Source organism: Microbacterium sp. zg-B96, assembly GCF_030246865.1.
Taxonomy (GTDB): Bacteria; Actinomycetota; Actinomycetes; order Actinomycetales; family Microbacteriaceae; genus Microbacterium.
Genome location: NZ_CP126738.1, coordinates 2,219,882 through 2,232,586, shown reverse-complemented (window position 1 = coordinate 2,232,586; position 12,705 = coordinate 2,219,882). Strand labels below are relative to the sequence as shown.

Here is a 12,705-nt window from a genome sequence, read left to right as displayed (position 1 = left end):
CTCACCACATCCCCGCCTGGGGAGGAAACGGCACCCGATCATCGGCCCGCCGGTCGGACCATAACTCAGGAAGAATGCGGCCCTCGGGCGTGAGCGGCGCGTTCGCGTGAGTCATGAGGATCTCGACGGCATGTCGGTCGTGCTCATCAGGAATCGACAGAGCGTGTCTGCAATTGAGGGTGCGTCGCCCGATTCTCGTCGTTGCCCGAACAGCAACCCGAAGAGCAGCCCGGTGAGGAAGTCGATCAGGTCCAGAGACGCGTCGTGGGCGTTACCCCCGCCCAAAGCGGCGATCAGATCGGTTGCGAGCTCGCGCGAGAACAACGAACTCGACAGATGCGCGCGAAGCTCCCAGTCACCTTGCACCTCGGGCAGCAGGGCGAACACCGCCAGCGCATCGTCACGGCGACGACCCGCCAGCGACAAGAGCTGCCCTTCCATGAAGTCCGCCGCGTCCTGCGGAGTGATCGTCGCGGGCAGCGAAGCCTCAGTGAAGGCAGCGTTCGAGCGCGCCCGGATGCCCTCGATCGCCGCGGCGATCAGTTCGCGGCGAGAGCGGAAGTAGTACGACGTCGATCCGGCCGGTAGACCCGCGGACCGGTCGACGGCCTGATGTGTCAATGCGCGGGCGCCTCCGGCTGCGAGGACGGAGATCGCGTGGGCGGTGATCAATGGGCGGCGATCGCCGGGTCTGGCCATGGTGACTCCTCAGTTACTCTATGGATGTAGAGTAACGCGCGTGCTCAGACTTCCCGCTGGTCGCGTGACCGCGGCCACTCCGCATCGTCTCGCTGGCGCCGCAGTGGGTCCCTTCCATTCAGCGCTCGAGGCCAGCGGGCTCGTCTTCGATCGTCAGCAGACCGCAGCGATCGACGCGCTCAGTGCCCCGCCTCGTCACGGCTTCTACATCTGGGGCGACGTCGGGAGGGGCAAGAGCCTCATCAGCGAGGCCTACTTCGCCGCCATCCCGACAGACCGAAAGCGGCGGTTCCACTTCCACGACTTCTTCCGCGCGCTCCAAGAGCAGATCATCCGGCAGCGCGAGCCGCTCGACCGATCTCTCCGCGGACTCATCGGGAACGCTCGAGCGGTCTTCTTCGACGAGTTCCACGTCCACGATGTCGCCGACGGCGTCTATCTCACCGCCACACTCAAGAGCCTGCTAGATGACGGCATCCTCCTCCTTGCCACATCGAACTATGAGCCCTCCGCGCTCATGCCGAACCCGTTGTTCCACGACCGATTCCTGCCTGCGATAGACCTCATCCGCGCCGAATTCGACGTCGTACACCTCGGCGACGGAGAGGACTACCGACAGGCCCGAGCCCACACGAGCCACGGTTTCGGAGCAGGGGCGTGGCGCCTGAGACCAGACGCCCAGACCCGCGCGGCCCCCACACTGCTCAACGCAGCAGGTCATTCCATCAGAGCCCAACGCATCGACGGCAATCGCGCCGAGTTCACGTTCGATGACCTCTGCGCGCAGCCCCTCGGAGTCGCGCAATACCTCTGGCTCGCCGAGCGTTTCCGTTCCATCGCCCTCACATCGGTGCCCGACCTCGCCTCCATCACCCGCGATACGCTCGCCCGGTTCGCGAACCTCATTGATGTTCTCTACGACCGCGACATCCCCCTCCACGTCCACGCCGCGGGCGAACCACAACGCCTACTCCTGGCAGCGGAACCACCCCGCGACGCGCACCGCACCGTCAGCAGGCTCTCAACCCTCACGGTTTCATGACCCACTTGCCTGTTCGCAACGGGCTGAGGAACTACACCTGGCGCGTCCGAGCCGCCAGCAGCGTGAACTCAGCGAGCACGCGGCGGTGGGCGAGGATGCGGAAGTGGCCGCCGGTCTCGAGTCGCACGTTCCTGGCGCCGGGCAGCTCGCTGCCCTCGGGGATGTGCGGGTCGAACCGGCCGTAGACCGACACGATCCGCGAGTTCACCGCGGCTTGACCTGCCAGCGCCACGATCGTGGCATCGGCGGGGGAGAAGATGCGCAGCGTCGACGACGGCAGGAGCCGCGCGTAGCGGGAGCCGCCGAAGGGCGTCGCGACGGCGAGCATGCCGCGCACTCGCGCGCCCGCGGGTCCGATCATCACCTGCTTGCCCACCAGTCCGCCCTTGCTGTGGGCGACGATCAGGACGTCGGAGAGGTCGTGCTCCTCGAGATACGCGGTGACCTGCTCGGCCATCTCCACGACGGGGCGCTCGTTGCGGCGCAGCGCGTCGAGTACGTGCACCGGGTGGCCGCGTCGGTGAATCGCCGCCACGAGCGGCTGCATGAACTTCCACGTCTCATAGATGCCGGGCAGCACCACCACGGGAACGCGGTCGCCGGAGAGGAACGTGTCGGGGTCGGTGCGGTTGAACGTGGCGCGGGCCTGCCACAGCCCCGCATACGCGTAGTCACGCATCCACCACACGGCGGCCTTCAGCGCGTCGATCACGCCGTGGGCCTCGGATCGGTGTGCGCGCGGATCGCCGCCGCCACGGCCTTCGGTGCGGTGTGCGGGGCCACGTGATGCCGGCCGGGGATGATGGCGAGCGCGCCCGCCGCCGCGCTGTCACGCAGCCGGCGACACCAACGCATCCCCGCCACCGGGTCGTGCTCGCCGCGGATGACCAGCAGCGGCGCGGTCAGATCGGCGACGCGCTTGTCGATGGGATAGGCCAGCATGTGGCGCACCTGGGTGAGGTACCACGGGATGCCGCAGCGGATGTAATCGGTGAACACGATCGCGTTGGTGTTCGGGGTCTCCCCGAGCGTGTCCAGCGCGAGGGCGCGCATCTGCGCCGGCAGGGTGCGGTGACGGTCGTCGGCGACGGGGCCGATGACCACGACGTGCGCCGCGAGTTCGGGACGCTGCCGCGCGACCTCGACCACCCACTGCGCGCCCATCGAATGGCCCACGAGGATCGCCGGACCGATGTCCAGCGCGGCGATCACATCGCCCAGCGCCGCGGCCATCGCTTCGATGTCCACGTCGCCGGGTTTGGGTAGCCCCGCGAAGCCGGGGAGATCCACGGAGAATACGCGTGAATCTGCGGCCAATTCGTCATGCAGCCGCGACAGCGACCGGTGCGACATCCCGACGCCGTGGACGAGGACCACGGGAAGGCGATTCGTGGCGTGCTGGTCGTCGCCGAGCACGCGGAAGTGAAGCGGACCGCGGCCGGTCGGCCGCGCCCGCGCAGGGCGGCTCAGTTCGCGGCTTCGTACGCCTCGAGCACTGCAGCGGGTACCCGCCCGCGCTCGGAAACGGTGTAGCCGTTGGCCTTGGCCCATTCGCGCACCGGGCCATAATCGTGCTGACCCGTGCGACGACGGCGGCGTGCGGTGGAACCCGACGAGGAAGTGGAGCGGCCCGAAACGCGGCGGGCAGCGGACACATAGGGAGCGAACGCATCGCGCAGCGCCTGCGCGTTGTCGTCCGTGAGATCGATTTCGTAAGCGATGCCGTCTAGGGAAAACAACACTGTCTCCCCGGATCCGGCTTCGAGTTCGGTCCCGTCGAGGTCGTCGACGAGCTGGTGAACAATTCTGCGTGCCATGCGGGACACATTACTTGCCAAGACGCGGTCGCGACAGTGGGCTCGTTGCAAGCGGGGATCAGCGGGATATCAAGGTAAAATACCGACACGACGGGCCCGTAAAACGGCTGCGTGGCGGGTCGAGGCATCCAATTTCGACATCGCCGAAGCGAGATAGGACTTTACGGTCCCCTCTTTCAACCCGAGCGCGTGGGCGATTTCGGCATTGGTGGAGCCGAGCGCACAGCACGCGAGCACATCGACCTCGCGGCGGGACAGGCTGGTGTCGGCCTTTTGGGTGGCCGCGCCCCCGGATGCCGAGAGGGCGGCGAGCCGTTTCTCCAGCTGTGCCAGGCGGTCGCGGATGCTGCTGTCCTGCACGGCGGCGGCGATGCTGCGCAGTTCGGCGTAGCTCTCTCGCAACTCCTCCCGAGCTGCGGTGGGAAGCGTGGCGATCGGCTGGGTCGGCGGCGCCAGTGCCAGGCGGCGGCGGACCTCGTCGCGCACGCGCAGTTCGGTCGCGAGCGACTCCGCGGCCGCGAACGCCGGACGCGACACCACATCGCCCACGGGGGAGCGGTGCCAGGACCCGCAGTAGAACACCCCGCGTGCCCGCCCCGCCACCATCACCGGGACGGCGAGGAGCGTCGAGATGCCTTCCCCGAGGATCGCGCGGTCGTAATCGTGCGTGATGCTGCGACTCGTGCGGTAATCCAGCGCCAGCCGCGGACGGCCCTCGACGAACGAGGCACCCCCCAAACCGCGGTTGGCCTGCACCACGAGGCCTTCGATGCTGCGGGTGCGAGCACCCGCGATGGCACTGACATGGACAGCGCCGGAATGCTCGAGACCGGCGAACACCACGGGGAACCGCGTGCGCCGGGACAGGTCTGCGACGGCGCGCGCAAGGAGCTGATCGTCGCTTTCGATTTCGGTCGGTGCCGTCACGCACTACCTACTTCCGGGGGTGACGGCCTCGTCGCCGCCTTCGTAGCGTCGACGATATCACGCAGCCGGGCGGTGGTTTCGGGGTTTCGGCAGCGTGCTCACCCTCGCAATGGGCGCCGCAAAGTGGCGGTGCCCGAGCGGACAGCACGAGTGGCAAGGAGGCCGCACAGATGACCGCACGACCCCACGAATCAGCCCCGCCGGGCGTGATCGACTACATCGCGGTGGAAGACTCGCCGCAATTCCGCGCACTCAAGCGCAGCCATCGCAGCTTCGTGTTTCCGCTGGCCGTCGCCTTTCTCGTCTGGTATTTCGTGTACGTGTTGCTGTCGTCGTTCGCGACGGAATTCATGAGCCAGCGGGTCTGGGGTGACATCACCGTCGGCCTGCTGTTCGGCCTCGGCCAGTTCGTCACCACTTTCGCAATCACGATGACCTACGTCTGGTACGCCAACCGCAAGCTCGACCCGCAGTCCGAGGCGATCCGTGACGAGCTCGAGAGCCGGGAGGCATCGGCATGAACGAGATTTTCGGTGCCATCGACGCCGCCGTCGAGACGGTGGAGAGCAACCCCATCCTGAACATCTCGATCTTCGGGGCCTTCGTCGCGGTGACCCTGTTCATCGTCATCAGGGCCAGCCGCAACAACAAGACCGCGGCGGATTACTACGCCGCCGGGCGCTCGTTCACCGGCCCGCAGAACGGCTTCGCGATCTCCGGCGACTACCTGTCGGCAGCGTCGTTCCTCGGCATCTGCGGCGCCATCGCGATCAACGGGTACGACGGATTCCTCTACTCCATCGGGTTCCTCGTGGCGTGGCTGGTGGCTCTGCTGCTGGTGGCGGAGCTCATGCGCAACACCGGAAAGTTCACGATGGCCGACGTGCTGTCGTTCCGGCTGAAGCAGGCCCCGGTGCGCATGGCCGCCGCGCTCACGACGCTCGCGGTGTGCTTCTTCTATCTGCTGGCGCAGATGGCCGGTGCCGGCGGGCTCGTCTCGCTGCTGCTGGGCATCGACGAGCCCATCGGGCAGTCCATCGTCGTGGCGGTCGTCGGCGTGCTGATGATCGTCTACGTGCTGGTCGGCGGCATGAAGGGCACCACCTGGGTGCAGATCGTGAAGGCGTTCCTCCTGATCGGCGGGGCGCTGGTCATGACGATCTGGGTGCTTGCCATTCACGGCTTCAGCCTCAACACGCTCCTGGAATCGGCCGTGGCGGCGTCGCCGGCGGGCGAGGACATCCTCGGGCCGGGGCTGCAGTACGGCGCCAACCCGTGGGACTTCATCTCTCTCGCGATCGCGCTGGTGCTGGGTACGGCGGGCCTGCCGCACGTGCTGATGCGCTTCTACACGGTGCCGACCGCCAAGGAGGCGCGTCGCTCCGTGGTGTGGGCGATCTGGCTGATCGGCCTGTTCTACCTGCTCACGCTGGTTCTCGGCTACGGTGCCGGGGCGCTGGTGGGACCGGAGACGATCGCGGCGGCGCCGGGTGGAGTCAACTCGGCCGCCCCGCTGCTGGCGTTCGCCCTCGGCGGCCCTGTGCTGCTGGGGTTCATCTCGGCAGTGGCGTTCGCGACGATCCTCGCGGTCGTGGCGGGCCTGACGATCACGGCGGCGGCATCCTTCGCACACGACATCTACGCGAACGTCGTCAAGAAGGGCGAGGTGCCGCCGGACGGCGAGGTCAAGGTCGCGCGGCGCACAGTGGTCGTCATCGGCGTGCTGTCCATCCTGGGCGGCATCGGCGTGCAGGGGCAGAACGTCGCGTTCCTCGTGGCGCTGGCGTTCGCGGTGGCCGCCTCGGCGAACCTGCCGACCATCCTCTACTCGCTGTTCTGGCGCAAGTTCAACACCCGCGGCGCGGTGTGGAGCATGTACGGGGGACTGGCGGCAGCCGTCATCCTCATCGTGCTCTCGCCGGTGTTCTGGGGCACCGAGACGAGTGTGTTCAAGGGCACCGGCCCGGCCATCTGGCCGCTGAACAACCCGGGCATCGTCTCGATCCCGCTCGGGTTCTTCCTGGGCTGGCTCGGCACGGTCACCTCGCGCCGCAAGGAAGACCCGCGGCTTGCCGCGGAGATGGAGGTGCGTTCGCTCACCGGCTTCGGTGCCGAGAAGGCAACCCACCACTGACGCGTCACGTCCCGACAACGGCCCCGGGCACAGTGCCCGGGGCCGTTGTCGGCGCGGGCGGCCTACTCGCCCGCCGCGGCTTCCAGATCGAGCAGGAAGCGTTTGAGCTCCGGGTGACCGCCGTACTCGCCGATCGACCCGTCGGCGCGCACGACGCGGTGGGCGGGGACGACGATCGATATCGGGGTGCGGGCGCATGCGCTGCCCACCGCCCGATGCGCACGGACATGACCGGTCGCGATCGCGACCTCGCCGTACGACGCCGTCTGGCCGTAGGGGATCTCGCACACCGCCTGCAGCGCCTCACGGACGAAGCCCCGCACCAGTTGCCAGTCCAGCGCGATGTCGAACTCGCGGCGCCGGCCGGCGAAGTACTCGTCGATCTGACCGGTGACAGGCGTCGTGGCATCCGGATCGTGCTCGGGCACGCCGTGCAGCGCGGCGGTGAGTTCGGCCAGCGCGTCGTCGTGCGGACCGTCGAGGATTTGCAGGGCGACCAGGCCCTCATCGCTCACCACGACGAGGGCCTGGCCGATCGGTGTCGGGTGCACCGAGAACACTGTCGAGGTCATCTGCCCATCCTGGCCCGTCGCTGCGACCGCCGTCGGGGACGACCGGCCGATCGGGGGAGAGGCACCAGCGACACGGGCCTGTGCAGGAAGCGCCGATGGCGCGGCGTGTTTGGCAATACCGCGAAACTCGGGCCCGCGTCCGGCATACCTGGCGTGCGCCACCTAGTCTGGCTCGTGTGTGGCGCGGAGAGGGTATTACGACGGTCGGCACCGCTGAGGCGGAACAGGCGACCGTGTCGCCGAGCGACCTCGGGCTTGCCGAGCCCGGAGTCGTCGTGACGCACGTCGCCGAGTCCGAGCGCGTGCGGCTGCGCCAGCAGTCCGCGGGTCTGGGCGGGCGTTCGAGCCTGCTGCACTACGCCGACGCCGGCGACGCCGGCATCGAGATCACCAAGGCGCACCCCGGCAGCCTGCCGCAGTTCATCACCGGGCGCTCGACGCTGCTGTCCAACCTGTTCCGCGACGAGGTGGCCCTGCGGGGAGCGCGCCTGGCCGCCGAGCGGATCACCGCCCGCGACGTGGAACTGCGCACCGCGCGGGGACTGGACACCGTCAACCTCGCCGTGGGACTGGCGACCTGGCGACTGGGCGGACTTGTCTGCAACGCACCAGTGCTGCTGCGGCCGCTGGCCATCCGCCGCCATCACTCCGACTTCGAACTCAAGCTGCACGGTTCGTTCACCATCAACCCCGAACTGGTGCGCGCCGCGCGGACCCACTTCGGCATCGAGGTCGACGGCCGTGCGCTGGCCGCCCTCGCCTACGACGGCGGCGTGTTCAAGCCGCAGCCGGTCATCGACCACCTGCGCGCGCTGACCGCGCGCATCCCCACCTTCACCGTGCAGCCGAGGCTCGTCGTGTCGACCTTCGCCGACGTCGGCTCGGCGATGGAGTCGGATGCCGCGCATCTGGACCACCCGGTGCTCAATGCCCTGGCCGGTCACCCTGCCGACCGCGAGCGCCTGACGGCGGCTCGCCCGCTGCCGAAGACGCACAATGCCGACGAGCGGCCCCCCGCCGCCGACACGTTGCTGCTGGACGCCGATGCCGAGCAGGAGGGCGTGCTGGCCCGCATCGCCGCCGGACACTCGCTCGCCGTGCATACGCTCCCCGGCACCGGCGGCACCCAGACCGTCATCAACGCCATCGGCACCCTCGTGCAGGAGGGCAAGCGCGTACTTGTCGTCAGCGCCCGCCGCTCCACCCTCGAGGGCGTGCGGCATCGGCTGGCCGGCATCGGCCTGCCCGGCCTCGCCGTCTCGCCCCGCCAGCTGCACCGCGACCTCGTGCGCGCCATCGCCCGCAACGAGAAGGCCGAGCAGCCCAAGGTCGCCGACATCGACGACGCGCTGGTGCGGCTGCGCAGCGTGCTGCGCGACTATCGCGGCGCACTGACCACGCGGCATCCCACCATCGGCGTCTCGCCGCTGGAGGCGCTGCGCACCCTGACCACCCTCGCGGCACGGACGCCGCAGCCCTCGACCACCGCCCGGCTGGACCTCACCACGCTGGTGCGGCTGTCGACGCGGCGCGCCGAGGCGGCGACCATGCTCTCGTCGGCCGCACGGCTGGGCGAGTTCCGCTTCGGCCCCGACGATTCGCCCTGGTACGGCGTGAGCTTCGCCACGACCGAAGACGCCCGCGCCACGCACGCCCTGGCCTCCCGCCTGCAGCGCACCGACGTACCCGGGCTGCTCTCGCGCGGCTACGAGCTGATCGGGCAGACGCGGATGCGGCCGTTCCAGACGATCGCGGAACTGGGCGGGCACCTGCGCCTGCTGCAGGGGATGCGCGACTCGCTCGACCGGTTCAGCCTGACGGTGTTCGAACGTCCCCTGGGCGAGCTCATCCAGGCCCACGGGCCGCGGCGCGATGCGCCCAACATGACCGGTGCGAACCGCCGGCGCTTGAAGAACCTCGCCCGCGAATACGTGCGCCCCGGCATGCACGTCACCGACATGCACGCCGGCCTTCTGCGCGTACAGCAGCAGCGCGCCGAGTGGCAGCGCTACGTCGAGCCGGGGACGCTCCCGGAGGTCCCGCTGGGCCTGGCCGACGTGTACACCGCGTGGCAGCGCGTGGACGCCGACCTCGCTCAACTCGACGCCGTGCTCGGTCGCCGCGCGACCGACTCGCTGGCCCAGCTGCCGATCCCGCAACTGCTGCGCACGCTCGCGAGCCTCGCCGCCAAGTCCGACGTGTTCGACAACCTCGTCGAGCGCGCCACGCTGCGCACCCGCCTGGCCGAGCTGGGGCTGGAACCACTGCTGGCCGACCTGTCGGTGCGGCACGTCCCCGAAGACCAGGTCGGCGCCGAGCTCGAGTTCGCCTGGTGGCAGTCGGCGCTCGAGTATCTGCTGCGCAGCGACCGTGCGCTGCTCGGCGCGAACACCACCGTGGTCGACCGTCTGGAGCGGGACTTCCGCCTGGTCGACGAGGCCCACGCCGCGGCTTCCGGCCCGTTGCTTGCCGCACAACTGGCAACCCGCTGGAAGATCGCGATCGTCGACGAGCCGGTCGAAGCCGCCTCGCTCAAGCAGGCGCTGCGGGAGGGGTCCGCCAGTGCGGAGGAGCTCTCCGCCTATGCGCCCACGCTCATGCGCACGCTCGCCCCGGTGTGGCTGGCGTCGCCGTACGAGGTGCCGCAGATCCCCGACCACCCCGAATTCGACGTCGTGATCGTGGCGGATGCCGCCGCGCTCAGCCTTGCCGAGGCGGCACCGGCCCTGCGCCGCGGCCAGCAGGTCGTGCTGCTGGGCGACCCGGTCACGCAGAAGCCGACGCCGTTCCGCGTGTCGGCGGCGCTGCCGGGCACCGTGGAAGACGACGAACCAGCCGTGGACACCGACGAGCCGAGCGTGTTCGAGCGCCTCGCCGAGATCCTGCCGGTGGAGACGCTCACCCGCAGCTACCGCGCCGGCGGCGAAGACCTCGCCGAGCTCGTCAACGACGCCTTCTACGGCGGCGAGATCATCTCCCTGCCGTGGGCGGGGTCCTACCTCGGCCGCGGCAGCCTGGGCGTGGACTACGTCGAGGGCGGCGTCGGTGCACCCGACCCCGTCACCGGTGCGGTCGAGAGCCCCGACGCCGAGGTCGCCCGCGTGGTGACCCTCGTGGTCGAGCACGCTGTGAACCGCGGCTCCGAATCGCTCATGGTCGTCACCGCCAGCGCACGGCACGCCGAACGCGTGCGCGCCGCCGTGGAACGCGCATTCGCCGGGCGGTCGGACGTGGCCGACTTCCTCTCCCGTGACACCGCGGAGCCCTTCGCCGTACTCACGCTGGAAGAGTCGGTCGCCGAAAGCCGCGACCGCGTGATCTTCTCGCTCGGCTTCGGACTGACCCGGCACGGCCGCGTGCTCAGCGACTTCGGCGACCTGTCCACCCCCGACGGCGAACGGCTGCTGACGGTGGGCATGACCCGCGCGCGCCGGTCGATGGTGATCGTCTCCTCGATCCGCCCCTCTGCTTTCGACGACGGGCGCCTGGAGTACGGCGCGTCCACCCTCATGTCGATCCTCGGCGGCATCGCCGCGCGATCGCGGGAGGCCCGGCTGGAGGATCTGGCCGACCCGCTCACCCTCGCCCTCGCCCGCGAGCTGCGCCGCCTGGGCGTCGCGGTCGACGTCGACTACCGGGGCCTGCTGCCGCTGGTGGCGCAGTACCGCGGCAAGGCGGTGGTCGCCGAGAGCGACCCCGAGGCCACCGGCGAGTCGCTGCGCGAGGCGCTGCGGCTGCGACCGCTGATCCTGCGCCGCCTCGGCTGGCACTACGTGCGCGTGCACGCCTTCGATCTGTACAGCGATCCGGCAGGTGTCGCCGCGCGCGTGGCCGGCATCCTGGGCGTGCAGCCCGAGACGCCCACCGCAGACACCACGACGCAGCCGATCGATGTCATCGACTGATCGGCAACGCATCCAGCGGGTGCCAGGCGCACGCCGGGCCAAGCTCACGCCGGCGCCGGGGACGGACGTCGAACCGGTGACGGCAGACGAAAACGACCCGGACACCGCCTCGCCCTTACCGGGTGAGAAAGCGGCATCCGGGCCGAATGACGAGCAATTGCGGCGAGACGTTCCGCCGCACTATTGAGTGCAGCGCCTACGTGCGCTGCTTCTCGAGCAGGTCGCGGATCTGCATGAGCAGGTCCTGCTCGGTGGGCATCTTCTCCGCCTCCTCGACGACGCCGGCCTTGCGGGCCTGACGTTCCTTCCACCGGTTCATCGGGACGACGAACACGAAGTAGACCACGAGGGCCACGGCGAAGAAGCTGATGATCGCGCTGATGAGATCCCCCAGGGGGAACGTCACCTCTTGGCCGTAGATGCCGAAGAAAGTCGGTCCGATCTCGCCTGTCGCGCTCTCCTGATAGAACAGCGCGACGATCGGATCGATGATGCTGGAGACGATCGAGTTGACGACCGTGGTGAACGCACTGCCGATGACCACCGCGACGGCCAGGTCGATGACGTTGCCGCGCATGATGAAATCTTTGAAGCCCTTGATCAAGAGGACTCCCTTCGTCTTGCCGGCCATGGCCGGTCAGGATCCCGACGGAGCGGGCGAGGCGGATGCCCCTGCAGACGATGATGCGGGAGAAGACGTCGATGTGGAACCGGGGGTGCTGGACGAGCCGGCATCCTTCTTGGCGCCGCCGTCCTTCTTCGCGCCGCCGCTCTTCGCGGAATCGGCGCGGGAATCGGTGCGGTAGAAGCCTGATCCGTTGAAGGTCACGCCGATCTGGCCGTACTCCTTGCGCAGGGCGCCGCCGCACTCGGGGCATTCGGTGAGGGAGGGTTCGGCGAAGGACTGGACGGCGTCGAAGCGGTGGCCGCACTGCTTGCAGGCATACGCGTAGGTGGGCATGGTGATTCCCTCGGGTGGGTCAGTGCCGGTCGTGTGACAGGACGATGGTCTGAGTGGGGGTGACGACGCCGCTGACCGGCTGATCGTGCACATCGCGGGGGACCTCGTCGATGAGTTCCGAGTCGTAGATGACGGCGTACACCGGCGGGCAGCGTTCCATCGAACCGAGGGTCTTGTCGAAGTAGCCGCGCCCCCAGCCCAGCCGCATGCCGCTGCGGTCGACGGCGGCGGCGGGGATGACGAGCAGATCGACGTCGTTGACGGCGATCGGACCGAGCAGTTCGCCGACCGGTTCGGGCAGGCCGAACATGCCGTCGGTGATGTCGCCGTCGAGGGTGGCCACGGCCCAGTCCAGCAGACCGTCCACGCGGGTGACCGGCAGCAGCACCCGGATGCCGCGTTCGACCGCCGCGTTGACGAAGGCACGCGTACCAGGCTCGGTAGGCGTCGAGAGGAAGCAGGACAGCGATCTCACGCCGGTGCGGGCCACGAGCGCGTCGAGCTGCTGCGTCACACCTTCTTCTGCGGTGGCACGTGCTTTGTCGGTCAGCTGCTGACGACGCTCGCGCAACTCTGCACGCAGCGCACGTTTGGCGTCATCGATGTCGTCGGACATGCTGTTGATTCTAGGTCGCGTGGTTGCGCACC

The 12,705-nt window shown here is 69.1% G+C and carries 13 protein-coding genes; 4 read left to right on the top strand and 9 right to left on the bottom strand.

Features of this window, described 5'->3' with window-relative positions; genetic code table 11:
- Nucleotides 1–111: 111 nt before the first annotated feature.
- A complete protein-coding gene (locus QNO11_RS10480) occupies nt 112–699 on the bottom strand; it encodes a TetR/AcrR family transcriptional regulator (RefSeq protein WP_257508331.1) in 588 nt (195 codons plus the stop codon).
- Between the two features lie 40 nt (nt 700–739).
- Here QNO11_RS10480 and zapE point away from each other — a divergent pair, with 40 nt between their 5' ends.
- Nucleotides 740–1,741: a cell division protein ZapE gene (gene zapE, locus QNO11_RS10475; protein WP_257508332.1), complete on the top strand. Its 1,002-nt coding sequence runs from the start codon at nt 740–742 to the stop codon at nt 1,739–1,741.
- Nucleotides 1,742–1,772: 31 nt separating this feature from the next.
- On the opposite strand, the gene QNO11_RS10470 is transcribed toward zapE, so the two are convergent.
- The 4 genes from QNO11_RS10470 to QNO11_RS10455 all read right to left on the bottom strand — a co-directional run bounded on the left by QNO11_RS10470 (nt 1,773) and on the right by QNO11_RS10455 (nt 4,485).
- Complete coding sequence (locus QNO11_RS10470; RefSeq protein ID WP_257508333.1) at nt 1,773–2,453, bottom strand: esterase/lipase family protein; 681 nt, start codon at nt 2,451–2,453, stop codon at nt 1,773–1,775.
- Entirely contained in the window at nt 2,450–3,157 is a 708-nt protein-coding gene (locus QNO11_RS10465) for an alpha/beta fold hydrolase (protein WP_257508334.1), read from the bottom strand. The genes QNO11_RS10470 and QNO11_RS10465 overlap by 4 nt, the downstream gene beginning before the upstream one ends.
- A gap of 50 nt (nt 3,158–3,207) precedes the next feature.
- Complete coding sequence (locus QNO11_RS10460; RefSeq protein WP_257508335.1) at nt 3,208–3,558, bottom strand: histone-like nucleoid-structuring protein Lsr2; 351 nt, start codon at nt 3,556–3,558, stop codon at nt 3,208–3,210.
- A 69-nt stretch (nt 3,559–3,627) separates the two neighbouring features.
- Entirely contained in the window at nt 3,628–4,485 is an 858-nt protein-coding gene (locus QNO11_RS10455) for a LuxR C-terminal-related transcriptional regulator (protein ID WP_257508336.1), read from the bottom strand.
- A gap of 170 nt (nt 4,486–4,655) precedes the next feature.
- On the opposite strand from QNO11_RS10455, the gene QNO11_RS10450 reads away from it, so the two are divergent.
- Both QNO11_RS10450 and QNO11_RS10445 read left to right on the top strand, forming a co-directional pair.
- Entirely contained in the window at nt 4,656–5,006 is a 351-nt protein-coding gene (locus QNO11_RS10450; RefSeq protein WP_257508337.1) for a DUF485 domain-containing protein, read from the top strand.
- Nucleotides 5,003–6,619: a monocarboxylic acid transporter gene (locus tag QNO11_RS10445; RefSeq protein ID WP_257508338.1), complete on the top strand. Its 1,617-nt coding sequence runs from the start codon at nt 5,003–5,005 to the stop codon at nt 6,617–6,619. The genes QNO11_RS10450 and QNO11_RS10445 overlap by 4 nt, the downstream gene beginning before the upstream one ends.
- Nucleotides 6,620–6,681: 62 nt before the next feature.
- Here the strand turns inward: QNO11_RS10445 and QNO11_RS10440 are convergent, their stop codons facing one another.
- Nucleotides 6,682–7,191 carry a methylated-DNA--[protein]-cysteine S-methyltransferase gene (locus tag QNO11_RS10440; RefSeq protein ID WP_257508339.1) on the bottom strand — a complete coding sequence of 170 codons (510 nt, stop codon included), beginning with the start codon at nt 7,189–7,191 and terminating at the stop codon, nt 6,682–6,684.
- 167 nt (nt 7,192–7,358) lie between these two features.
- Between QNO11_RS10440 and QNO11_RS10435 the strand changes: the two genes are divergently transcribed.
- Nucleotides 7,359–11,096 carry a DEAD/DEAH box helicase gene (locus tag QNO11_RS10435; RefSeq protein WP_374113814.1) on the top strand — a complete coding sequence of 1,246 codons (3,738 nt, stop codon included), beginning with the start codon at nt 7,359–7,361 and terminating at the stop codon, nt 11,094–11,096.
- Between the two features lie 196 nt (nt 11,097–11,292).
- On the opposite strand, the gene mscL is transcribed toward QNO11_RS10435, so the two are convergent.
- The 3 genes from mscL to QNO11_RS10420 are packed head-to-tail and all read right to left on the bottom strand — an operon-like array spanning nt 11,293 to nt 12,673.
- Entirely contained in the window at nt 11,293–11,700 is a 408-nt protein-coding gene (gene mscL / locus QNO11_RS10430; protein WP_257508749.1) for a large conductance mechanosensitive channel protein MscL, read from the bottom strand.
- A gap of 33 nt (nt 11,701–11,733) precedes the next feature.
- A complete protein-coding gene (locus QNO11_RS10425; protein WP_257508341.1) occupies nt 11,734–12,057 on the bottom strand; it encodes an FmdB family zinc ribbon protein in 324 nt (107 codons plus the stop codon).
- A 19-nt stretch (nt 12,058–12,076) separates the two neighbouring features.
- Nucleotides 12,077–12,673 (bottom strand): 5-formyltetrahydrofolate cyclo-ligase, encoded by a 597-nt coding sequence (locus QNO11_RS10420; protein ID WP_257508342.1) that lies wholly within the window; start codon nt 12,671–12,673, stop codon nt 12,077–12,079.
- Nucleotides 12,674–12,705 lie beyond the last annotated feature (32 nt).

What these genes read in the sequence shown, in the direction of transcription:
- QNO11_RS10480 (WP_257508331.1), bottom strand. Translation starts at nt 699, where the DNA reads ATGGCCAGACCCGGCGATCGCCGCCCATTGATCACCGCCCACGCGATC.
- QNO11_RS10440 (WP_257508339.1), bottom strand. Translation starts at nt 7,191, where the DNA reads ATGACCTCGACAGTGTTCTCGGTGCACCCGACACCGATCGGCCAGGCC.
- QNO11_RS10420 (WP_257508342.1), bottom strand. Translation starts at nt 12,673, where the DNA reads ATGTCCGACGACATCGATGACGCCAAACGTGCGCTGCGTGCAGAGTTG.
- QNO11_RS10460 (WP_257508335.1), bottom strand. Translation starts at nt 3,558, where the DNA reads ATGGCACGCAGAATTGTTCACCAGCTCGTCGACGACCTCGACGGGACC.
- QNO11_RS10450 (WP_257508337.1), top strand. Translation starts at nt 4,656, where the DNA reads ATGACCGCACGACCCCACGAATCAGCCCCGCCGGGCGTGATCGACTAC.
- QNO11_RS10425 (WP_257508341.1), bottom strand. Translation starts at nt 12,057, where the DNA reads ATGCCCACCTACGCGTATGCCTGCAAGCAGTGCGGCCACCGCTTCGAC.
- QNO11_RS10445 (WP_257508338.1), top strand. Translation starts at nt 5,003, where the DNA reads ATGAACGAGATTTTCGGTGCCATCGACGCCGCCGTCGAGACGGTGGAG.